The 22,125-nt window shown below is 69.7% G+C and carries 22 protein-coding genes; 18 read left to right on the forward strand and 4 right to left on the reverse strand.

Going from position 1 to position 22,125, the window contains the following annotated elements:
- The first annotated feature begins 29 nt into the window (after positions 1 to 29).
- The 13 genes from VMR86_13225 (at position 30) to VMR86_13285 (ending at position 13,216) form a co-directional block, all read left to right on the forward strand.
- Complete coding sequence (locus VMR86_13225) at positions 30 to 665, forward strand: PEP-CTERM sorting domain-containing protein (GenBank protein ID HTO08003.1); 636 nt, start codon at positions 30 to 32, stop codon at positions 663 to 665.
- Positions 666 to 756: 91 nt separating this feature from the next.
- Positions 757 to 1,311: a dTDP-4-dehydrorhamnose 3,5-epimerase gene (gene rfbC / locus VMR86_13230; protein HTO08004.1), complete on the forward strand. Its 555-nt coding sequence runs from the start codon at positions 757 to 759 to the stop codon at positions 1,309 to 1,311.
- Entirely contained in the window at positions 1,308 to 2,609 is a 1,302-nt protein-coding gene (locus VMR86_13235; GenBank protein HTO08005.1) for a DUF4910 domain-containing protein, read from the forward strand. The genes rfbC and VMR86_13235 overlap by 4 nt, the downstream gene beginning before the upstream one ends.
- 17 nt (positions 2,610 to 2,626) lie before the next feature.
- A complete protein-coding gene (locus VMR86_13240; GenBank protein ID HTO08006.1) occupies positions 2,627 to 3,679 on the forward strand; it encodes an SDR family oxidoreductase in 1,053 nt (350 codons plus the stop codon).
- Positions 3,680 to 3,890: 211 nt separating this feature from the next.
- Entirely contained in the window at positions 3,891 to 5,147 is a 1,257-nt protein-coding gene (locus VMR86_13245; GenBank protein ID HTO08007.1) for a class I SAM-dependent methyltransferase, read from the forward strand.
- A complete protein-coding gene (locus VMR86_13250) occupies positions 5,144 to 5,917 on the forward strand; it encodes a sugar phosphate nucleotidyltransferase (protein ID HTO08008.1) in 774 nt (257 codons plus the stop codon). The genes VMR86_13245 and VMR86_13250 overlap by 4 nt, the downstream gene beginning before the upstream one ends.
- Before the next feature lie 16 nt (positions 5,918 to 5,933).
- A complete protein-coding gene (locus VMR86_13255; GenBank protein HTO08009.1) occupies positions 5,934 to 6,587 on the forward strand; it encodes a PIG-L deacetylase family protein in 654 nt (217 codons plus the stop codon).
- Entirely contained in the window at positions 6,584 to 7,375 is a 792-nt protein-coding gene (locus tag VMR86_13260) for an ABC transporter permease (GenBank protein HTO08010.1), read from the forward strand. Before VMR86_13255 ends, VMR86_13260 begins: the two co-directional genes overlap by 4 nt.
- A 7-nt stretch (positions 7,376 to 7,382) precedes the next feature.
- Complete coding sequence (locus VMR86_13265; protein HTO08011.1) at positions 7,383 to 8,627, forward strand: ABC transporter ATP-binding protein; 1,245 nt, start codon at positions 7,383 to 7,385, stop codon at positions 8,625 to 8,627.
- Positions 8,624 to 9,667 (forward strand): hypothetical protein, encoded by a 1,044-nt coding sequence (locus VMR86_13270; protein ID HTO08012.1) that lies wholly within the window; start codon positions 8,624 to 8,626, stop codon positions 9,665 to 9,667. The genes VMR86_13265 and VMR86_13270 overlap by 4 nt, the downstream gene beginning before the upstream one ends.
- A 50-nt stretch (positions 9,668 to 9,717) precedes the next feature.
- Positions 9,718 to 11,232, forward strand: coding sequence for a DUF4038 domain-containing protein (locus VMR86_13275; protein HTO08013.1), 1,515 nt, complete (start codon positions 9,718 to 9,720; stop codon positions 11,230 to 11,232).
- A complete protein-coding gene (locus tag VMR86_13280) occupies positions 11,232 to 12,248 on the forward strand; it encodes a glycosyltransferase family A protein (protein HTO08014.1) in 1,017 nt (338 codons plus the stop codon). Before VMR86_13275 ends, VMR86_13280 begins: the two co-directional genes overlap by 1 nt.
- The gene (locus tag VMR86_13285) at positions 12,245 to 13,216 is read left to right on the forward strand and encodes a glycosyltransferase (GenBank protein HTO08015.1); all 972 of its coding nucleotides are present in this window, start codon (positions 12,245 to 12,247) and stop codon (positions 13,214 to 13,216) included. Before VMR86_13280 ends, VMR86_13285 begins: the two co-directional genes overlap by 4 nt.
- On the opposite strand, the gene VMR86_13290 is transcribed toward VMR86_13285, so the two are convergent.
- A complete protein-coding gene (locus VMR86_13290) occupies positions 13,186 to 13,674 on the reverse strand; it encodes a hypothetical protein (protein HTO08016.1) in 489 nt (162 codons plus the stop codon). The two genes, VMR86_13285 and VMR86_13290, sit on opposite strands and share 31 nt — an antisense overlap.
- 270 nt (positions 13,675 to 13,944) lie before the next feature.
- On the opposite strand from VMR86_13290, the gene VMR86_13295 reads away from it, so the two are divergent.
- From VMR86_13295 to VMR86_13310, 4 genes are read left to right on the forward strand one after another with little or no spacing between them, the layout of a single operon-like run.
- Positions 13,945 to 14,910 (forward strand): glycosyltransferase family 61 protein, encoded by a 966-nt coding sequence (locus tag VMR86_13295; protein HTO08017.1) that lies wholly within the window; start codon positions 13,945 to 13,947, stop codon positions 14,908 to 14,910.
- A gap of 3 nt (positions 14,911 to 14,913) precedes the next feature.
- Entirely contained in the window at positions 14,914 to 15,576 is a 663-nt protein-coding gene (locus VMR86_13300) for a hypothetical protein (protein ID HTO08018.1), read from the forward strand.
- Entirely contained in the window at positions 15,573 to 16,622 is a 1,050-nt protein-coding gene (locus VMR86_13305) for a glycosyltransferase (GenBank protein ID HTO08019.1), read from the forward strand. Before VMR86_13300 ends, VMR86_13305 begins: the two co-directional genes overlap by 4 nt.
- Positions 16,619 to 17,497, forward strand: coding sequence for a glycosyltransferase family A protein (locus VMR86_13310; GenBank protein ID HTO08020.1), 879 nt, complete (start codon positions 16,619 to 16,621; stop codon positions 17,495 to 17,497). The genes VMR86_13305 and VMR86_13310 overlap by 4 nt, the downstream gene beginning before the upstream one ends.
- Before the next feature lie 3 nt (positions 17,498 to 17,500).
- Here the strand turns inward: VMR86_13310 and VMR86_13315 are convergent, their stop codons facing one another.
- Together VMR86_13315 and VMR86_13320 are read right to left on the reverse strand one after the other, a co-directional pair.
- Positions 17,501 to 18,274: a WecB/TagA/CpsF family glycosyltransferase gene (locus tag VMR86_13315; protein HTO08021.1), complete on the reverse strand. Its 774-nt coding sequence runs from the start codon at positions 18,272 to 18,274 to the stop codon at positions 17,501 to 17,503.
- 3 nt (positions 18,275 to 18,277) lie between these two features.
- Positions 18,278 to 19,588 (reverse strand): glycosyltransferase family 4 protein, encoded by a 1,311-nt coding sequence (locus VMR86_13320; protein HTO08022.1) that lies wholly within the window; start codon positions 19,586 to 19,588, stop codon positions 18,278 to 18,280.
- 113 nt (positions 19,589 to 19,701) lie between these two features.
- On the opposite strand from VMR86_13320, the gene VMR86_13325 reads away from it, so the two are divergent.
- Complete coding sequence (locus VMR86_13325; GenBank protein HTO08023.1) at positions 19,702 to 20,493, forward strand: 2OG-Fe(II) oxygenase; 792 nt, start codon at positions 19,702 to 19,704, stop codon at positions 20,491 to 20,493.
- Between the two features lie 7 nt (positions 20,494 to 20,500).
- Here the strand turns inward: VMR86_13325 and asnB are convergent.
- The coding region (gene asnB / locus VMR86_13330) for an asparagine synthase (glutamine-hydrolyzing) (protein ID HTO08024.1) at positions 20,501 to 22,125 on the reverse strand (1,625 nt) is incomplete at its 5' end.

Genomic DNA, 22,125 nt, shown 5'->3' on the forward strand with positions numbered 1-22,125 from the left:
ACCCCCTGGCGCCCGGGAGAAGAAGCAACATGAAGTCATGGCTCTCAGCGGCGAGTCTCGCACTCGCCCTACTGGCCTGGAACGGCGTGGCCCGCGCCGTTCCCGTGATCGGAGACGAGTCGAGCGTCAGCCTGGTGATCGACACATCGTCGCTCGGCATCTCTGTGACTCCAATGGGCAGCACGACCATCGACCCGCTCGGCCGCTACGTCCTGCCCATCACGGGCGGCGACGTGACCCTGCATCCGCTGGCCGGGTCGATCCAGCACGACGGCAGCGGTCTGTCACTCGATCGAAGTGGCAGCACGCTCACGTTCCAGAACCTCAACGTCGACTTCACGAGCGGAATCGTGTCGGGCGACGTGGGCGGGACTGGCTCGACGGGGAACATGGACCTGTTCACGATCCAATCGTGCGCAGCGGGCGATTGCACCGACGGACACGGAGGGATCCCGGTCACCGAGACCGGGCTGTTCCTGCGGGACAACGGCGCATCGCTCGTGAATGGCCTGTTCTCGAGCCCGATCGTCGCGACCGGCGACCAGATCGGCCTGGCCGAGATCCATCTGCGCCTCGAAGACGGGAACTCGGTCCCGGAGCCGGCGCTGCTTCTCCTGCTTGGAGGGAGCCTGGCTGCCGTCGCACTCGTGCGTCGCAAGGCCTAGGGCCACGGCCCGGGGGCAACCCCGGGCCGTTCTGCGACTTTCTCGCCTCGCCCTTCTTCAGCCGCGCAACGCGTGGCACGATCCGTCTCGCATGATCTTCCACGAGACGGGGCTCGCCGGGGCGCTGGCGATCGAGCTCGAGCGAATCGCGGACGCGCGCGGCTTCTTCGCGCGCGCCTTCTGCGCCCGTGAGTTCGAGAAGCGCGGCCTGGCGGCGCGCTTCGTCCAGAGCAGCATCTCCTGGAATGCCAAGGCCGGCACCTTGCGCGGCATGCACTTCCAGGTTCCGCCGCACCGCGAGACCAAGCTCGTGCGCTGCACGGCGGGCGCGGTCTGGGACGCGATCGTCGACCTGCGCACAGACTCACCCACTCGGCTGCGCTGGTTCGGCACGGAGCTCAGCGCCGAGAACCGGCGCATGCTCTACATCCCGGCGGGCTTCGCGCACGGCTTCGTGACGCTCGCGCCGAACAGCGAAGTCTTCTACGAGATGGACGAGTTCTACGCGCCCCAGGCCGGCCGGGGCCTGCGCTGGGACGACCCGGCGCTCGGCATCGCCTGGCCGCGGGCGCCCGAAGTCATCGCCGAGCGCGACGCGACCTACCCGGACCTCGACCCGGCGGCGCTCGCGGAGGTGGGCAAGTGACTCCCGCCTCCCGCGAAGCGCTGGAGCGCGAGCTGCTCGAGCTGATCCGCGCGCTCTACCCGCTGTGCCGCAGCATCACCGGCGACGGCGTGCGCGAGACGTTGCGGCTCGTGTCCGAGAAGCTGCCGCTCGAGCGGCACGAGGTGCCAAGCGGCACGCCCGTGCTCGACTGGACGGTGCCCGACGAATGGAACGCCCGCGACGCCTGGATCGAGAACGCGCGCGGCGAGCGCCTGGTCGACTTCCGGCGCCACAACCTGCACCTGGTGAGCTACAGCGAGCCGGTTCCCGCGCGCACGATCTCGCGCGCCGAGCTGCACGAGCACTTGCACTCCCTGCCCGACCACCCCGACTGGATCCCCTATCGCACCTCGTACTACAAGCGCACCTGGGGCTTCTGCGTCAGCCAGAAGCAGCTCGAGTCACTGACCGATCCCGAGTACCGGGTGTGCGTGGACACGCGCCTCGAGCCCGGACACCTGAGCTACGGCGAGTTCTTCCTGCCGGGCGAGCGCCCCGAGGAGTTCACGTTCAGCGCGCACGTCTGCCACCCCTCGCTGTGCGACGACAACCTGTCGGGCATCGCGGTGGCGGCGGCCGTGGCGCGCGCCCTGTCCGCGCGGGCCCGGCGCCGCTTCTCCTACCGCTTCCTGTTCATCCCGGGCACGATCGGCTCGCTCACCTGGCTGGCGCGCAACCGCGAGCGCGTGCCGCGCATCCGCGGCGGAATGTCGCTGGTCTGTCTGGGCGACGAGCGCGGCTTCACCTACAAGCGCAGCTTCGCCGGGCGCAGCGCGATCGACCGCGCCGCCGAGCTCGTGCTCGGGCGCTCGGGCCGCGCGCACGACGTGATCGACTTCTTCCCGTACGGCTACGACGAGCGCCAGTTCAACTCACCGGGCTTCCGCGTGCCCTTCGGCTCGCTCATGCGCGGCCGTCACGGGCGCTTCGACGAGTACCACACGTCGGCCGACGACCTCTCGTTCGTGCGCGGGCCGCAGCTCGTCGACGCGGTCGAGACCGTGCTCGCGATCGTCGACGTGCTCGAGGGCGACGCGCGCTTCGTGAGTCTGGCGCCGTACGGCGAGCCCCAGCTGGGACGCCGCGGCATCTACCGCGCCATGGGCGGCGAAGCCGACCCCGAGGCGCTGCAGCTGGCGATGCTCTGGGTGCTGTCACTGGCCGACGGCGAGCACAGCCTGGTCGACGCGGCCGAGCGCTCGGGCCTGGCCTTCCCGGTCGTGCGCGCGGCGGCGAGCTTGCTCGAGAAACACGATCTCGTCCGAGAGCGTGAGTAGCAGAGGAGAGTGCGGAAATGCGGGTACTGGTGACGGGACACGGCGGATACATCGGAGCGGTGATGACCCGCGTGCTCGACGCGGCGGGCATGGACGTCGTGGGCACGGACAGCGGGCTGTTCTCGGGCTGTGACTTCGGGCGCTACGAGCCTCCGCGCCAGGTGATCGAGCGCGACCTGCGCGAGCTCGACGTGCGCGACCTCGACGGCTTCGACGCCGTGGTGCACCTGGCCGCGATCTCGAACGACCCGCTGGGCGACCTGAACCCCGGCTGCACCTGGGACATCAACCACAAGGCCTCGGTGCGCCTGGCCGAGGTGGCCAAGCGCGCCGGAGTGTCTCGCTTCCTGTACTCGTCCTCGTGCAGCGTGTACGGCGCCGCGAGCCCCGACGACGTGCTGACCGAGACGGCCGCGTTCTCGCCGATCACCGCCTACGCGCAGTCCAAGGTGAAGGTCGAGGCCGACGTGGCGAAGCTCGCCGACGACGACTTCAGCCCCACCTATCTGCGCAACGCCACCGTGTACGGTGTCTCGCCGCGGCTGCGCGGCGACCTGGTCGTGAACAATCTCGTGGGCTGGGCGTTCGCGACGGGCCGCGTGCTGCTCAAGAGCGACGGCACGCCCTGGCGGCCGCTGGTGCACATCGAAGACGTGTGCCACGCGTTCCTGACCGTGCTGCGCGCGCCGCGCGAGGTGATCCACGACCAGGCCTTCAACGTGGGCCGCAACGGCGAGAACTACCGCGTGCGGCAGGTCGCCGAGCTGGTCGGCAAGGAGGTCGCCGGCAGCCGCATCGACTTCGCGGAGGGCGCCGGCCCGGACCCGCGCTGCTACCGGGTCGACTTCACCAAGATCGAGCGCGCGCTGCCGGAGTACAAGCCGCGCTGGACCGTGGCCGACGGCGTGGCGGAGCTGCACGCGGCCTTCCGGCGCGAGGTCATGCGGACCGAGGACTTGGAGGGCGATCGCTACATCCGGATCCGGCGCATCGCGCGCATGCTCGAGGCAGGCTGGCTCGACTCCAGCCTGCGCCGCACCGCGTCGGGAACCGGCCCGTCGCCCTGGTAGGGGCATCCAGCTCACCCTCGCCTCTCAAAAGGTGACGCAAATCACCATTCCGCCGCGGAGTTGCGCGCTCTCGAGGTGAGGAAGCGCTGGAGCGAAGTCCGCGCCGCGTATTGCGAAATCGGCTGCTTTTGCGTATGAGGGGCTGGTGCGAGGCATGCACCTTGCTCACTCCCCGCGCGCCGAGGTGTACCCCCGGCCGTAGAGAGGTGTCATGACGACCGGATCCCGAGCGCACGAGCCGACCTGCCGCTTCTGCCGCGCCACGCTGCGCCATAGCTTCGTGGACCTGGGCATGTCGCCCCTGTGCCAGAGGCACCTGCGGCCGGACCAACTGGCCGCAATGGAGCCCTTCTACCCGCTGCACGCGTACGTGTGCGCGGAGTGCTTCCTGGTGCAGATCGAGGAAGTGGTGCCCCCGCAGGAGATCTTCGGCGACGGCAGCTACGCCTACTTCTCCTCCTACGCCGACTCGTGGCTGCGCCACGCCGCCCAGTACGTGGAGCTCGTGACCGAGCGCTTCGGGCTCGGGCCCAAGAGCCTGGTGGTCGAGGTCGCCAGCAACGACGGCTACCTGCTGCAGAACTTCGTGCGCCGGGGCATCCCCGTGCTCGGCATCGAGCCCGCCTCCAACACGGCCGAGGCGGCGGTGCGCAAGGGCGTGCCCACGCTGGTCCAGTTCTTCGGCGCCGCCACCGCGCGCGAGGTCGCCGCCCAGCACGGCCGCGCGTCGCTGCTCCTGGGCAACAACGTCCTGGCGCACGTGCCCGACATCAACGACTTCGTGTCGGGCCTGGCGATCCTGCTCGCGGCCGACGGCGTGCTGACCATGGAGTTCCCGCACCTGCTGCAGCTCGTCGAACACAACCAGTTCGACACGATCTACCACGAACACTTCTCGTATCTGTCCTTTGGCACCGTGCAGCGCATCTTCGCCCACCACGGGCTCGAGGTCTTCGACGTGCAGGAGCTCGCGACTCACGGCGGCTCGCTGCGCGTGTTCGCGCGCCACGCCGGCCGCGAGCAGCCGGCCATGACGCCCGCGGTCGCGCGCCTGCTGGCCGCCGAGAAGGCGCGCGGCATGCGCGGTCTCGACTACTACGCGCGCTTCGGTGAGCGCGTGCGCGAGACCAAGAACAAGCTCCTCGAATTCTTGATCGGCGCGAAGCGCGCCGGGAAGTCGATCGTGGGCTACGGTGCCCCGGGCAAGGGCAACACGCTGCTCAACTACTGCGGAATCCGCACCGATTTCATCGACTACACCGTCGACCGGAGCCCGCACAAGCAAGGCGGGTATCTCCCCGGCACCCACATCCCGATCCGGGCGCCCGAGGAGATCGAGCGGACGAAGCCCGACTATGTGCTCATACTCCCCTGGAACCTCGAAGCCGAGATCGTCGAGCAGATGTCCGTGGTCCGCTCCTGGGGCGGGCGCTTCGTGATTCCGATTCCGGAGGTCCGGGTGCGATGAAGGTCGTGCTGTTCTGCGGTGGCATGGGCATGCGGCTGCGCGAGCACGCCGAGTCACTCCCCAAGCCGCTGGTCCCGGTCGGTGGGCGGCCGATCCTGTGGAACCTGATGAAATACTATGCCCACTACGGCCACCGCGACTTCGTGCTGTGTCTCGGCCACGGCGCGGAGGCGATCAAGAACTACTTCTTGAACTACGACGAGCGGCTCTCGAACAACTTCGTGCTGCGCAAGGGCGGCGCCGACGTGCAGCTCTTGGGGCGCGACATCGACGACTGGACCATCACCTTCGTCGACACGGGCCTGCGCTCGAACATCGGCATGCGCCTGCGCGCGGTGCGGCCGTATCTCGAAGGCGAGGAGGCATTCCTCGCGAACTACGCCGACGGGCTCTCCGACCTGCCGCTCGACACCTATCTCGCGCACTTCCGCGAGCACGGCCGGATCGCCTCGATGCTCTCGGTGCCCGCGCCGCAGACCGTGCACATGATCCACGCCGACGACAAAGGGCTCGTGCAGAGCATCGAGCACGTGTCGAGCTCGGCGCTGCGCATGAACGCCGGCTTCTTCGCCTTCCGGCGCGAGATCTTCGACCACATCGGCGAGGGCGAGGAGCTGGTCAACGAGCCGTTCCAGCGCCTGATCCAGGCCGGCGAGCTGGTCGCCTACCCGCACGACGGCTTCTGGATGGCGATGGACACGTTCAAGGACAAGCAGCAGTTCGAGCAGCTCGTCGCGAACGGCACCACCCCGTGGCAGGTCTGGCGGTGACCGGGAGGCGCGTCCGGTGGTCGGACTGAGTCTCGGCGCGGCGAGCCGGGTGCTGTGTCTCGGCGCGCACTGCGACGACATCGAGATCGGCTGCGGGGGGACGCTCCTGCGCTGGCTCGACGAGCGCCCGGACCTCGACGTGCGCTGGGTGGTGTTCTCGTCGACGCCGCGCCGCGCCAGCGAGGCGCGCGCCTCGGCGCAGCGCTTCCTGGGCCGCGAGCCCGACAAGTGTCTCACGCTGGGCGAGTTCCGCGACGGCTTCCTGCCCTACCAGGGCGGCGAGGTGAAGCAGGAGTTCGAGCGGCTCAAGGCCGAGTTCGCGCCCGACGTGATCCTGACCCACTATCGACACGACCTGCACCAGGACCACCGGCTCGTGTCCGAGCTGACCTGGAACACCTTCCGCGGCCCGCTGATCCTGGAGTACGAGATCCCGAAGTGGGACGGCGACCTGGGCCAGCCCAACGCCTTCGTGCCGCTCGCCGAGACTCACATGGCGCGCAAGATCGAGATCCTGATGGCCGCCTACGAGACACAGCTCGGCCGCGCCTGGTTCGAGCCCGAGACCTTCCGCTCGCTCGCCCGCCTGCGCGGCATGGAGGCCGCGGCGCCCGAGCGCTACGCCGAGGCCTTCTACGCGCGCAAGCTCGTGCTGGGGACCGCGCGATGATGCACGAGCATCCCGTGCTCGAGCTGTGGCAGCGGCGCGACTTGCTGCTGATCATCGCCTGGCGCGAAGTGAAGGTGAAATACAAGCAGTCCGTGATGGGCATGCTCTGGGCGGTGCTGATGCCGATTGTGATCGTCTGCTCGGGCTTCGTGTTCCGCTACGCGATGTCGGCAATCTCGGGCAAGCCCGTCGAGACCAACGACCTCCTGGCGGTGGCCGTGAAGGCGGCTCCGTGGGCGTTCTTCGTGAACAGCTTGCGCTTCGGCACCACGAGCCTGGTGAACAACGCACACCTGGTGACCAAGATCTACCTGCCGCGGCTGATCTTCCCGCTGGCGGCGGTGTCGTCCCAGATGCTCGACTTCGCGATCGCCTCCTGCGGAGTCATGGTCTTCCTGGTGTTCATGGGAGTCACGCCCAGCGTCGAGCTCGTGTGGCTGCCCCTGTTGCTGGGCGCGCTGTTCCTGCTCGCGACCTCGTTCGCCATCCTGTTCTCCGCCGCGAGTCTCTTCTTCCGCGACGTGAAGTTCATCGTCGACGTGTTTCTGACCTTCGCCATCTTCTTCACGCCTGTCTACTACGAGTCGGCGATGTTCGGGAAGTGGGCGCCGCTCATGCTCGCGAATCCGGTTGCGCCGCTGCTCGAGGGGCTGGCCGCCGTGGTCGTGCACCAGACCGCGCCGCCGCTGCCCTGGATCGCGTACAGCATCGGGGTATCGGTGGCGATGTTCGCCATCTCGCTGACCACCTTCCGCAGCCTCGAGCCCTACTTCGCGGAGAGCATCTGAGTCACTGATGGCCGACGAAGTTCTCGAGGTGAGCGGGGTCTACAAGAAGTTCCGGCGCGGAGAGCTGTACGGCTCGCTGCGCGACCTCGTACCTGCGCTCGCCAAGCGGCTGGTGAGCGGCAAGCCGAAGGTCGAGCTCGACCAGCGCGACTTCTGGGCGCTGCAGGACGTGTCGTTCAGCGTCGCGCGGGGCGAGGCCTTCGCGATCATCGGCGGGAACGGCGCGGGCAAGAGCACGCTCTTGAAGCTGCTCACCGGCATCATGCGCCAGACGCGAGGCGACATTCGCATCGCGGGCCGAGTCTCGGCGCTGATCGAGGTGAGCGCCGGCTTCCACCCCGACCTCACCGGCCGCGAGAACGTATATCTCAACGGCGCGATCCTCGGAATGACCCGCGAGGAGATCGCCCGTCGCTTCGACGCGATCGTGGCCTTCTCAGGCCTCTCGGAGTTCATCGACACGCCCGTCAAGCGTTACTCGTCGGGCATGTTCGCGCGGCTCGGCTTCTCGGTCGCCGCACACGTCGACCCGGACGTGCTGCTGGTCGACGAGGTGCTCTCGGTCGGTGACTATCTGTTCCAGCGCAAGTGCGTGGATCGCATGAATGAGGTGATCGCCTCGGGCGCGACCGTGATCTTCGTGTCCCACAACTTGCGCGCCGTGGCGAATCTGTGCCCGCGCAGCCTGCTGCTCGAGCGCGGGCAGGTCAAGATGATCGGCCGCACCGACGACGTGATCCGCGCGTACCACGAGCGGGGACAGCAGGCGCGTGCCAGCGACACCGACCGCGACGTGGTGATCAGCGAGGTCACCATCCACGACGAGTCCGGCCGGAAAGTCGAGGTCGAGACCGACAGCAAGCTGCGCATCACGGTGAAGGCGCGCGCGCGCAAGCGGCACGAGGACATGAGCGTCGTGATCCAGATCGTCGACGACCATCTGTACGGTGTCTTCGACACCTGCACGCAGCGCTTGGGCGGCGGCTCGATCACGCTGCAAGCCGGAGAGACGCTGGAGTGCACGTTCGAGATCGACGTGGCGCTCGCCGAGGGCACGTTCCACGTCAACGCCTTCCTGCACCGCTACCTCACGGACCTCCCCTACGACACCTGGCGTTCGGCTGCGACCTTCTTCGTCAAGGGCGTGCCCGAGGTCCGCGGCCTCGTCACGCTGCACCCGCGACTCACCGACTGCCGCGTCGAGGCCACGAAGTCCGACGGCTCGGAAGCCTCGGAGGGGGCGTTCGAGTGACCTGGACGCTGTCGCGCTTCCGGGCAGGCGAGGTCGTCGAGGTCCGGAGTCGAGAAGAAATCCTTGCGACGCTCGACGCGCAAGGCTGTCTCGACGGCGTGCCCTTCATGCCCGAGATGCTGCGCTTCTGCGGTCAGAGCTTTCCCGTGCGCGCGGTGGCGCACAAGACCTGTGAGACGGCGCTCGCGACCGGGCAGGGCCGGCGCCTCGACGCGACGGTCCACCTCGCCAACCTCCGCTGCGACGGCTCCGCGCACGGGGGCTGCGAGGCCGACTGCACCTTGTACTGGAAGGACGCGTGGCTCCGGCCGACGAACGAGCCCGCGACCTCCGTGCGCAGGACGCCGCTGATCACGGAAGCCGAGCTTCTCGCCAGCGTCCAGGCACGGCCGGCGACGGCCGGCCAGCCGGCGTTCTTCACCTGCCAGGCCACGCAGATCACCGGAGCGACGGCGCCCCTCGCCTGGTGGGACCTGCGCCAGTACGCGTACGACGTGAGCACCGGGAATCACTCGCTCGGGCACGTGCTCTCCGTCGGCTGGCTGGCCGTGCTGCGCATGATCTACATCGTGATCGAGCCCGTGCCCGGGGTGCGCGGCGTGTTCCGGCGCTTCACCGAGCTCATGCACCGCGCGTTCACTGGCCGTCCGGCGCCCTCGCTGTTCGGCGAGCAGAAGCCGCTGGTCAAGACCCCCTCCGAGCGGCTTGACCTGCGCGCGGGTGAGTGGGTGCGCATCAAGCCCAAGCACGAGATCGAGCGGACGCTGGACAAGGGGGGCAAGAACCGAGGTCTCTCCTTCGATCCCGAGGAGATGGCGCCCTACTGCGGCGGCGTGTACCGCGTGCGGCGTTCGGTGACTCGGTTGGTCGACGAGCGCACGGGCGAGATGAGGCAGATGAAGGAACCCTGCATCATCCTCGAGGACGTGGTCTGCAAGGCGGAGTACGCGCGCTGCAGACTGAATTGCCCTCGCGCGTTCTACAGCTTCTGGCGGGAGCTGTGGCTCGAGCGCGTGGACGCGCCGTGCGGTGGTTCCTGAGCGCAGCCGCCCTGTCGGGGCGAGGTGGCAGGCAGGGGCTCGGCGGAGTCATGCTGCTGCTTCTGCTCTCCAGCCAGACCGGCTGTGACTCGACACCTACCCCGGTGTCGCTCCTGCCTGCGCCGGGCCGCGAGGCGCGACCCGCGCGACCACTTTCCGCGCTCCGGGCGAATCCACGCTATTTCGGGGCGGACGGACGCGCGGTCTTCCTCACCGGCTCGCACACCTGGAACAACTTTCAGGATTGGGACGGGACCGTGCCGCCGCGCAAGTTCGACTACGACCGCTATCTCGACTTCCTCGAGCAGCGCGGTCACAACTTCATCCGGCTCTACGTGTGGGAGCAGGCGGCCTGGTTTCCCGCGAGCGACGTCCAGGTGACGGTGGACCCGCTGCCCTATCTGCGCACCGGGCCCGGCAACGCGCTCGACGGACGCCCGCGCTTCGACCTCGAGCGCTTCAATCCCGAGTACTTCCAGCGACTGCACGACCGCGTCGAGCGCGCCGGCGCACGCGGAATCTACGTGTCGGTCATGCTGTTCAACGGCTGGAGCGTGGCGCTCAAGGGTCACAAGACTGGCAACCCCTGGCGCGGACACCCGTTCAACGGCGCGAACAACGTGAACGGGATCGACGGCGACCTGGATCACGACGGCCAGGGCAACGAGGTGCAGACCCTCGCGAACCCGGCAGTCACCGCGCTGCAGAAGCGCTACGTGCGCAAGGTGGTCGAGACACTCTCCGATCTCGACAACGTGCTCTGGGAGATCAGCAACGAGAGTGATCCCGGCTCGATCGAATGGCAGTACGAGATGATTCTCACCGTGAGAAAGAGCGAGGCGCAGCTCGGCCGGAGTCATCCGGTGGGGATCTCCGCCGTGTTCCCGCCCACCAGCGACAACGCTCCGCTGTTCGAGAGCTCGGCCGACTGGGTGTCGCCGCACAGCAGCCTGGCAGAGCCCTACGACAGCGACCCGCCGGCGGCGTCGGGGAAGAAGGTGGTCGTGGTCGACACCGACCACATCTGGGGTATCGGGGGAAGCTCGCGCTGGGTGTTCGAGAGCTTGCTGCGCGGTCTGAACCCGATCTTCATGGACCCCTGCGTGACCGCCCTGCATGGGCTTCTGCCGGAGTGGCCGCCGGAGCACGCGCGCGAGCAGCTGCCCAGCCCTTGCCCGTCGTCCGAGTGGGACAGCGTGCGCCAGTCACTAGGCGTGGCGCGCGCGCTGGCGGAGCGCGTCGACCTGGCCACGCTCGAGCCCAGCTCTGAGCTGGCCTCGAGCCGCTTCTGTCTCGCGCAGTCGGGCAAGGAGTACCTCGTGCTCGTGCCCTGGGACGGCGGCCCGAAGCGGCGCTGGCTGGCCGAGCTGTTCCCGCGCTGGCTGGCGAGTCGGGTCGACGTCGATCTGTCGGGTACCGCCGCTGCCCTCGACGTGGAGTGGATCGACTTGCAGCGGGGACTCCTCTTCCCTGGAGGATCCGTCCGAGGCGGGGGACACGTCGAGCTGCGCGAGCCCTTCGTCGGAGACGCGATGCTGCACCTGGTCGCGCAGGCGCCCCACTGATGGCCCTCGAGACTCCCCGGGTGAGCGTGGTGACTCCCGTGTACAACGGCGAGCGTTTCCTGGGGCAATGCATCGAGAGCGTGCTGCGCCAGACTTATGCGAATTGGGACTACACGATCGTCAACAACTGCAGCACCGACCGCACGCTCGAGATCGCGCGGGACTACGCCGCGCGCGATCCACGCATCCGCGTGCGCTGCAACGACAAGTTCGTGCGCGTGATCGAGAACTACAACAACGCGGTGCGGCAGATCTCGCCCGAGAGCAAGTACTGCAAGGTCGTCGCCGCCGACGACCGGCTGATGCCCGAGTGTCTCGAGAAGATGGTCGGCCTGGCCGAGGCCCACCCCAGCGCGGCGATCGTGGGGGCCTACGGCATGTGCGGCGCCGAGCGCCCGCGCCTGGTCTGGCAGGGCGTGCCCTTCCCGAACGAGCTGATCCGCGGCCGCGACGCGTGCCGGTCGATGCTGCTCGGCGGCCCCTACGTGTTCGGTACTCCGACCTCGCTGCTCATGCGTTCGGAGCTCGTGCGCAGCCGGCCGACGTTCTACAACGAGGCCAACCTGCAGGCCGACGTCGAAGTCTGCCTCGAGCTGCTGCAGGATCACGACTTCGGCTTCGTGCATCAGGTGCTCACCTTCCAGGGCGTGCGCGACGACTCACTGACCTCGTTCTCCGACGAGTGGGGCACCAACCTGCCGTGGGTCGTGACTTCGCTGACCAAGTTCGGTCCGCGTTATCTGAACGAACAGGAGATCGCGCTCCGGCTCCGGAACCACCTGGAGGGCTACTACTGGTATCTCGGGCGCCAGGTGTTCGCCCGGCGGGGGCGCGCCTTCTGGAGCTTCCACCGCGAGAAGCTGGCGGCCGCGGGTCATCCGCTGAGCCGGCTGCGCGTGGCGCGCTGTGCTGCCGGGGTCGCCGCGGATGCGATCCTCAACCCCAAGCGCAGCCTCGGCGCCGCGCGGCAATGGCTGCAGGCGCGCGCACGTGAGCGCTCGAGCCGGCCCCGATGACCGCGCCGCGCGTCAGCGTGCTCATGCCGGTCCACGACACGGCCCGCTGGGTCGAGGCTGCCTGCGAGAGCATCTTGCGCCAGACGCTGCGCGAGCTCGAGCTGGTGGTGATCGACGACGGCTCGAGCGACGACTCGGCCGAGCGTCTGCGGGCGCTCGCCGCGCGCGACCCGCGCGTGCGCCTCTCGTGCCGCCACAACCTCGGCTTGGTGGCGACGCGAAACGAGTTGCTCGCCCGCGCACGCGCTCCCCTGGTGGCATGGATGGATTCCGACGACCTCTCCGTGCCGGAACGCCTCGCCCTCCAACTGACTCGCTTCGAGGCCGAACCGACGCTCGTGTGTCTCGGCGGCTCGGTGCTGGAGCTCGACCCCGACGGCGAGCCGCTCCAGCGCATCTGTTACCCCGCCGAGCACGAAGCGATCGCCGAGGCGATGACTCGCGCAGGCGCCATGCGCTTCCCGACCACGATGATGCGCCGCCAGGCCGCGCTCGACGCCGGCGGCTTCCGCGAGCCGTTCCCGATCGGCGAGGACTTCGACCTGTGCTGGCGGCTGCTCGAGCGCGGCCGGCTCGCCAACCTGCAGCAGGTCGTCTTGCACTACCGACTGCACCCCCACAGCGCCTCGCAGCGGCTGGGCGCGCGCTGGGCCGCGTATCGCGACGCGATCCTCGAGCTGGCGCGCGAGCGGCGCGAGACGGGCAGCGACCGCCTCCAGCGCGGCGAGGGTTTGCAGATCGCCGCGACTTCTTCAGGCCCCGCCACGGACGACCTCGTCGAGTGTCACCAGCGCTTCGCACGTCAGGCGCTGGCTTCGGGCTATGGTCGCGTCGCGCGCAAACACGCGCGCCGTGTCCTGGCACTCGCACCGGCGAAGCTCGGCTCCTGGAAGCTCGCGGCGCGCGTGGCATTCGACAGCTCGCGCCAGGCGCTCACTCACTGGGCCGCGCCGCGCCGGACCTCGTAGACCCGCTCCGGCGCGTGGGGGAGCCACGGCTGGAGCCGAGTCTGTTCTCGCAGCTCGTCCTCCGGCTCCGGCGCGAAGGTGATCGCATAGGGCGCGGAGCTCCGGTCCACGTTCGCCGGTCCCTGGCCGAGATGCTGCCAGCTCGGCGGTCGGTCGAGCGCACGGAGGTTGTTCCACTCGAACCCGCCGTCGATCTGATCGGGCGTCACCTGCTCGGCCGCGATGAGTGCCTCGCCAACGCGCCAGACTCCACGGTTCCAGGCGAGATAGTCCCGGGTGGCGGCGGCGGAGAAGGCGAACGACAGCCCGGCCAGCGCGAAGCCTGCCCTCTGCCCCGCGCGCCAAGCGATCCCGCCGGAGCCGCCCAGTACCCAGGTCGAGATGCGCAGAGCGGCGAACGAAAAGCCGAAGGGCAGACAGAACAGCGCACCGCAGAACGCTTGCGAGAGCAGCGGCATGCTCTGTCCGTGAACCGCAGCGCGCCCTGCCGACCAGGGCCCGGACCGGAAGGCCGTAGGCCCAGTCGTCGTTGGACGGAAAGTCACCCACGGGATTCACCGCGGCCAGGGCGGCCAGCCAGAGGGCCGCGAGGCCGGCGACGGCAGTGACATCACGCCTGGTCTCGAGTTGCACGCTCCCCCCTTGCGCATGATCATCGCGTCCTGTTCGCACCCCTGCACTACGCCGCCCGGCGACTCCTGCGCCGCCGGTCTCTCTCGCTGCGCGACGTGGCGCGGCGCAGCTGGACCTTGCGTCCGGCCGAGCACGACACGCGTGGCCCGGCGGTCTGCCTGCCTGGCCAGCTCGACCGGATCGAAGCGGTCCAGGGAGACACCACGCTCGAGGCCGAGCGGAGGCGCGTGCTCGGGGGTCCGGTCGAGCACGCGGCGACCACACTGTTCGAGCTCCCCGACGCGGAGATCACCGAAGGGTCAGTCTGGGTGGCGGGAGCGCGCGTTCTGATGCTCCCTGGCTCGGTCCCACGCGCCGTGCTGTCATCTCGCGGCGAACGTATCGAACGCGCGGCGCTCGATTGCACGTGGGTCGGCAACCGGTACTTCGGTCACTGGCTGACCGATGATTCCACGCTGCACCTCCTGGTGCGGGAGCACGCCGATCCGATCGGACTCATGCGGCCGCCCTACACGCACGAGCCGGGATACTGCCATGAGTGGAATCTCACTCCTCGCAAGCTGTCCCGCGCGCGCGTGCGCTCGCTACTCGTCTGTGAAGACCACAGTCAGAACTCGCTCAAGAGAGACCGATACGGACGCCTGCGCACAGCGCTGGTCGGACGCGGCGGCTCGGGGCGCAAGAGTGTGTATCTGCGCAGGGGGAGCAGCGGCGTGTTGCGCTTGCTCATGAACGAAGACGAGGTCGAGAGCGCGCTCATACGGCGCGGCTTCACCGTCGTGGACCCGGCACGGGATGGCTTCGCGGAGCTGCTCGCCGCCTGTTCCGGAGCCGACTGTGTGGTGGGCGTCGAAGGCAGCGCGATGGCGCACGGAGTCATGACGGTGCGCGGCGGCGGGTCACTCGTGACCCTGCAGCCGCCCTGGCGCTTCAACTGTGTGTTCAAGGACTACACGGACTGCCTCGGTCTGCGCTATGCGTTCCTGGTCGGTGCGCGATCGGGCGACGGGTTCCGGATCGACGTGGGCGAGCTGGAACGCACGCTCGACTTGTGCGGCTGAGCCATGCAGTGGCTCGAGTCACGCTGGATCGGCGAACGCCTGGCCGAGATACCCGACGCGGACCTGTTTCCGCTGCTGGACCTCGGCTCCTCGACGCTGGACTTCCGCACCGAGGTCCAGCCATACATCGACCAGGCGATCTTCGCGCCCTTGCGCGCGCGCGGCGGGCGGATCTGGCACGTGGACGCCAAGAGCGGCGCCGGGGTCGACCTGGCGGGCGACCTGCTCGACGAAGCCTTCGTGGCGCAGCTCGCGAAGCTCGGAGCGCGGAGCGCGCTCGTGCTCAGCATCTTCCAGCACGTCGCGGACCGCCAGGCGCTGGCACGCTCCGTGCTCCGAGTCGTGCCGTCCGGCGGCTACATCCTGGTGAGCGGGCCGCGCCGTTTTCCCGTGCACCGCGACCCGATCGACAACCTGTTCCGCCCTTCGCCCGAGGAGGTCCACGCACTCTTTCCCGGCACCGAGCTCTTGAGCGCGAGAGTGCTCGACGCCGGCAACTGGCGGCAATGGCGCGCCGAGGAGCGCGGAGGGCGCTCGTTGCCCCGCTATCTCGTGCGCTTGTGTGCGCCGTTCTATCGGCCGAGAAAGTGGTGTGAGGTCGCCGTGGAAGCGCCCTATTTGTTCCGACACATCGAGACTTACGCGGTAGTGTTGCGGCGGCGATGAAGGACGCGAGCGTCGGCATCGTCGCGATCGGCCGCAACGAAGGCGAGCGCCTGCGGCGCTGCCTCGATTCGACCTGCGGCCGCGGGCGGGTCGTCGTGTACGTCGACTCGGGCTCGACCGACGGCAGCGTCGCGCTCGCGCGCTCGCGGGGGGCGGAGGTCGTCGAGCTCGACCCGCACGTTCCGTTCACGGCCTCGCGCGCGCGCAACGAGGGCTTCCAGCGCCTGCTCGAACGCGCGCCCGACACCGACCTCGTGCAGTTCGTCGACGGCGACTGCGAGCTCGACTCCGCCTGGCTCGAGCGCGCTGCCAGCGAGCTGGACCGCCACTCCGAGCTCGCGATCGTGTGCGGCCGCCGGCGTGAGCGCGCGCCCGATGCCTCGATCTACAACCGCTTGTGCGACATGGAATGGGATACACCGATCGGCGAGGCGACCGATTGCGGCGGCGACGGATTGGTGCGGGTCGAGGCGTTCCGCGAGGCAGGCGGCTTCGATCCGGCGCTGATCGCCGGCGAGGAGCCCGACCTGTGCCTGCGCCTGCGGGTGCGCGGCTGGAAGATCGTGCGCATCGATGCCGAGATGACCCTGCACGACGCCGCCATGACGCGCGCCAGTCAGTGGTGGGCCCGGGCCGTGCGCAATGGTCACGCGGCCGCGGAGGGAGTGACTCGCTACGGGGCCGGCGGCGAGCATCACCACGTGCGCCACGTGGCGAGCTTCTTGTGCTGGTCGGCGCTGCCGCTCGCCAGCCTGCTCGCGAGCGCCCTGGCCTGGTTCGCGGGCTCGCCGAAGCTGGCGCTGTGGCTGCCTCTCGCCGCGCTGGCCGCCCTGTGCGTGCCCGCCTGGCGAGCCGCGCGCACCCGGATCGCTCGGGGCGACCGGTTCAGTCACTCGCTGCTCTACGGGGCATCGTGTCTGCTCGGGAAGCTCCCCGCCGCCATGGGCGTGCTCCGGTACTGGCGCGACCGCAGGCGCGGGCGTTCTCGCGGCTGGATCGAGTACAAAGACCAGCCCGCCGGCCCGGGCGCGGGGGCCGCGCGGTGAACGCGCGCATCGCCTTGATCTCGCCCTGCCGCGACGAAGCACGCACGCTCGAGCGCACCATCGCCTGCATGGAGTCACAGACGCACGTGCCGGCGCGCTGGATCGTCGTCGACGACGGCTCGACCGACGCCACCCCGGAGATCCTCGCCAAGGCCTGCACGCGCATTCCCTGGCTGCGCGTGGTGAGACGTGCCGACCGCGGCTTCCGCAAGGTCGGCGGCGGCGTGATCGACGCGTTCTACGAGGGCCTGGCTGCGGTCGACGTGCCCTACGACTTCGTCGCCAAGCTCGACGTCGACCTCGAGTTCTCGCCGCGTTACCTCGAGCGCATCCTCGAGTACTTCGAGCGTGACCCGAGCCTGGCAGCGGCCAGCGGCAAGGTGTTCCGGCCCGAGGGCGAGGGCGTTGTCGAAGAGTTCATGATCGACGAGATGGTCGCGGGGCAGTTCAAGCTGTACCGCCGCGAGGCATTCGAGCGCATCGGCGGCTTCGTGCGCGAGGTCATGTGGGACGGGATCGATTTCCATCGCGCACGCATGGCGGGCTACCGCACGGCGAGCATCCCGGACCCCGAGCTGCGCATCCTGCACCTGCGGCTCATGGGCTCGTCGGACCGCAACGTCTACCGCGGTCGCCTGCGCTGGGGCCGCGGCCAGTGGTTCATGGGCTCCTCTCTTCCGTACGTGATTGCGAGCGGAGTGTTTCGCATGCGCGAGAAGCCCTATGGGATCGGAGGCCTGTTGATCGTGGCGGGCTACGTCTCGGCGGCGCTGCGCGGCGAGCCCCGCTACGACGACGCGGCGTTCCGCGCCGACCTGCGCCGCTGGCAGCGCGGCCGGCTGCTCGGGCTGCTGCGCGGTCGTGGGCCGCGCTAGCGGTCAGCGCCCCAGGCGCGCGAGCGCGCTCGACGTCAGCAGCTTGGCCACGAACGGGAGATTGCGCGCGAGATAGCGCGGACCCAGCCGGCGTGGCTCCTGCCACATCCGGTGCAGCCACTCCAGACCCGCGCGCTGCATCCAGACCGGCGCGCGGCGCACCTCGCCGGACATGAACGAGAGCGAGATCCCGACGCCGATCCACCAGGTGCGCGGGAATCGCTCATGCAGCGCCGCGATCACGAGCTCCTCCTTTGGCGCGCCGAGCGCCACGTAGACGATGTCGGGTGCGCGGAGCGCCAGCTCGGCCCGCACCGGCTCGATCTGCGCGGGCGTGGGCGGGTTCGAGAAGAACGGGCTCGAGTGACCGGCGATCGCGAGCTGGGGCCAGCGCGCGCGCAACAGCGCCGCCGCGGCTTCGGCGGCTCCGGGGTTCCCGCCCAGGAGATACAGCGAGCGGCGCCGGCGTGCGGCGGCCTCGGCCACCAGCCAGACCAGATCCGAGCCCGCGACGCGGTCCGGCAGCGGCGTGCCGAGCAGCCGCGCGGCCCACAGCAAGGGCACGCCGTCGGCCACGATGTGACTCGCCTTCGTGTACACGGCAGCGGTCTCCGGGTCGGAGGAAAAGCGCTGCAGATAGTCGACGTTGGCGGTGATGAGCCAGCCGCCTCGGCCCGCCTCGGACTCGGAGACGAGGTGCTCGACGATGTCCGCGCGTGTCGCGCGTGCGAACGGAATGCCACACAGCTCGATCCGGTCCCAGCTCGCCGCGGCCATCGCTCAGTGACCCGCCGGAAGCGCGAGCTCCGGCTTCCCGCACTTGCCGAGCACCCAGTCGTACACCGCGGCCATCTGCTCCGCCTTGCGCGCCCAGGTGAACTCGCGCTCCACCCGCTCGATCGCGCGCGCGGAGAGTGCGTCGATGCGCTCGGGCCGCGCGGCGAGCTCGGTGAGCGCGTCGCGCATGCGCTCGATCACCTGGCTGCGGCTGCCGATCGGAACCGCTACGCCCGAGTCACGAGTCACGAGCTCTCCCGGACCGCCGTAGTCGACGACCACCGGCACGAGGCCCACGGCCATGGCCTCGAGCACGACCCCGCCGCCGAACTCGCGGATGCTCGGGAAGGCGAACACGTCCGCTTGCGCCAGGTGATGCTGCAGCTCGCGGTGCTCGATCCAGCCCGCCAGCCGCGCGGAGCTCGCGATCCCGAGCTCGGCGATCTGCCGCTCGAGTGCGGCTCGCTCGGGGCCGTCGCCCAGGATCTCGAGCGTGGCGGCCCCGGCGCGCAGCAGCGGCGCCGCCGCTTCGAGCAGCATGTCGGCGCCCTTGTACGGCACGAGGCGCCCCACGAACGCGAGGCGGATCGGGCGCGCGGCCCTGTGCGTGCGGCGCGCGGTGAACCGCGCCGGGTCGATGCCGTTCTCCGGCACGTAGAGGAGCTTTCCGGCACAGCTCACCGGCATGTCGTCCCAGGTCGCGCGCGAGGCGACCACGATCGCCGACGCGTTTGCGCGCGTGCCGCGGTAGCCCGGCAGGAGCTTGTACACGGCTCGCACGTAGCTCAGCCACTCCCGCTCGCGCCGCCGCGCGTACTCGAAGCCCGGAGGCCAGGGCGTGCCGCCGTTCAGCGGACCGATCACGAAGGGCACACCGGCTCGGCGACAGCGCGCTGCGATCGAGCTCGGAGTCGTGGGCGAGAGCGGAGTCACTCGATGGACGAGGTCGAACTCTCTGGCCGCGAGCGCGGATCCGAACTGCTTCCAGACCCGGTGCTCGAAGTAGTAGTAAGCCGGCGTGTTGAGGGCGGCCAGGGTAGTCCAGCCCTTGCCTTCCCCGCCGCGCATGCGCTCCGAGAGGCGGTACAGGCCGCGCGCGAGCTGCTCCGTGTCGAGCGCGGTGAAGTCCTTGCCCTCGCGCCAGCCGGCGCGCTCGATCGCGGCGCGGTTGCGCACCTGTGTGACCACGTGAACGTCCGCGACCTCGCGCAGCGCCGCGGCGAGCTGCCAGCCCACCAGGGGCACGCTGACCCACTCGGGATTGGCCGCCTCGGCGATCACCAGCACCCGGTGGCGGCCTGCGGGCTGCTTCATGAGTGCGATCTCCCCGTTTCAGCAGCGCGCCGAAATTGCCGTTTCGTGTGGGGGGCCGCACGAGCTCGCGTTCCGGTCGATCGGACGGCACCCTTTGATACGGTATCGGTCCAATGATTCGCAGTCTCGACACGCGCGCCTTGAATGCGGCCTTCCGCAGCGCCCGCCCGTTCCCGTCGATCTGCATCGACGACCTCTTCGACCGGGATTTCGCGCTCGAGGTGGCGCGCTCCTATGCCCGGGCCGGCGCCGCGAGCCGCACGTTCGACGGGGTGAACGAGAAACGCAAGAGCCAGATCGTCGACCCCGCGCTCTTCCCGCCTCCGGTGGCGCGGCTCGCGCAGTACTGCAGCAGCCCCGAGTTCCGCCAGGTGCTGTCCGAGATCACGGGCATCCCGGACCTGCTCTGGGACCCGAAGTTCGTCGGCGGGGGCATGCACCAGACCGCGGCTCACGGCTGGCTCGACGTGCACGTGGACTTCAACCGGCTGGAGGGCACGGGCTGGTACCGGCGCGTCAACCTGCTTCTGTATCTCAACGAGGAATGGCGCGACGAGTGGGGCGGGAAGCTCGAGCTCTGGGACCGCGAGGTGCGCCACTGCGTGCACTCGTACGCGCCGACACTGAACCGTTGCGTGATCTTCGCCACCAGCGACGCGAGCTTCCACGGAGTCACCGCTTGCACCTGCCCGCCCGAGGTCGTGCGCCGCTCCTTCGCGCTCTACTACTACACGCGCGAGGCGCCCGCGGGGGCCTCGCACGAGCACACCACGATCTTCCGCGCGCGGCCGCACGAGCACATGAAGCGCTACGTGCTGATGCCGGCCGAGCGCATGAAGCGGGCCGTACGCAGCCTGCGCTCCGAAGCGGGCAAGCTGGCGAAACGCGCGCTCGGCCGCGGCTGACCCCGCGCTACAGCGCGAGCCGGTGCTGTCGGCACCAGCGCAACAACACGAACAGCGCCCACACGCGCGACCAGTAGACGCCGCGCGAGCCGGCCTGGAAGGCCGCCCAGAGCCGGGCGACGACGCGCGGGTCCAGCCCGAGGCTGCGACACGTTTCCGTGTCGCCCAGCGTCTCGGCGACCTGGCCGCTCAAATGCCGGCGGCACCACACGCCGATCGGCAGCACGAAGCCCCTCTTGGGCCGCTCGAACAGCGCCGGGTCCAGGCCCTCGAGCCCGAGCGTGCGCAGGAGCTGCTTGCGGCCCAGCGGCGCGAAGCGCGTGGCGGGCTCGAGCGCGAGTGTCTCCTCGACCACTCGATGGTCGACCAACGGCACGCGCACCTCGAGTGCCACCGCCATGCTCGCGGTGTCGGTGTCGCGCAGGAGTCTCTCGCCCAGGAACAGCGCCAGCTCGTAGAGCGAGATGCCGTGCAGCTCGACGTGCGAGCCGGCGCGGGCGCGCAGCTCGACCGCGCGCTCGGGCGGCAGCCCGAACTCGGTCCGGCCCAGCGACGGATACAGTGACTGAAGGAAGCTCGGCGTGAAGAGCGCGTAGGCGAGCTGGTACAGCTGGAGCAGGTCGCCGCGCGCGCACAGCGCGTCGCCGAGCTTGCCCCAACGCGTCTGCGCGGGCACGCCCGCCGCGGAGTTGCGCAGCAGGGCGTTGACCGCGCTGGAGCCGCCGCGCAGCAGTCCGTCGGGCAGCGCAGCCAGCGCGCGGCCCGCCGCCGCGACGCGCGGCAGGTCCCGGAAGCTGGCGTAGCCGCCGAACAGCTCGTCGCCTCCGGTTCCCGCCAGCGCCACGGTGATTCCGGCCTCGCGCACCGCGCGACTCACGAAGTAGGTGTTCAAGGCGTCGAAGGTCGGCTGGTCGATGCAGCCGAGCGCATCGCCCAGCTGGCTCCGGAAGTCACTCTCGGTGAGCTTGATCTCGGTGTGCTCGGTGCCGATCGCCGCGGCAACGGCGCGCGCGTGTGGCGCCTCGTCGAACTCCGCCTCCGCGAAGCCGATGTTGAAGGTGCGGACCGAGCCGCGAGTGCTGCGCGCGGCGAGCGCCGTCATGGCGCTCGAGTCCACGCCACCCGAAAGGAAGACGCCGAGCGGCACGTCGGCGATCTGGTGGATGCGCATCGCTTCCAGCAGCTCGGCGCGCAGTCTTCCCGGGTCGCGCGAGTCACCGGGCGTGGCACTCGGTGCCCAGAAGGTCACGCCGGGCCCCGTGCGCGCGTCGAGGTCGACGTCGAGCGAGGCACCCGCCGGCAGGAGGCCGACGCCCGCCACGAAGGTGCGCGGTCCAACGCTGAAGCCGTTCCACAGGAAGCTCTCGAGCGCCACTGGATCGATCCGCCGCTCCACGAGCCCGCTCGCGAGCAGCGCGCGCACTTCGGACGCGAACAACAGCGCGCGCCGGCCGCCGCGCTCGCACACCGTCCAGTAGAGCGGCTTGATGCCGACCCGGTCGCGCGCGAGCAGCACGCGCCGCGTCCGCGGGTTCCACCAGGCGAACGCGAACATGCCGCGCAGCGCGTCGAGTGCCCGAGCGCCGCGGCTCATGCAAGCCTTCAGCAGCACCTCGGTGTCGGACTGAGTGC

Source organism: Myxococcota bacterium (assembly GCA_035498015.1).
GTDB lineage: Bacteria > Myxococcota_A > UBA9160 > SZUA-336 > SZUA-336 > VGRW01.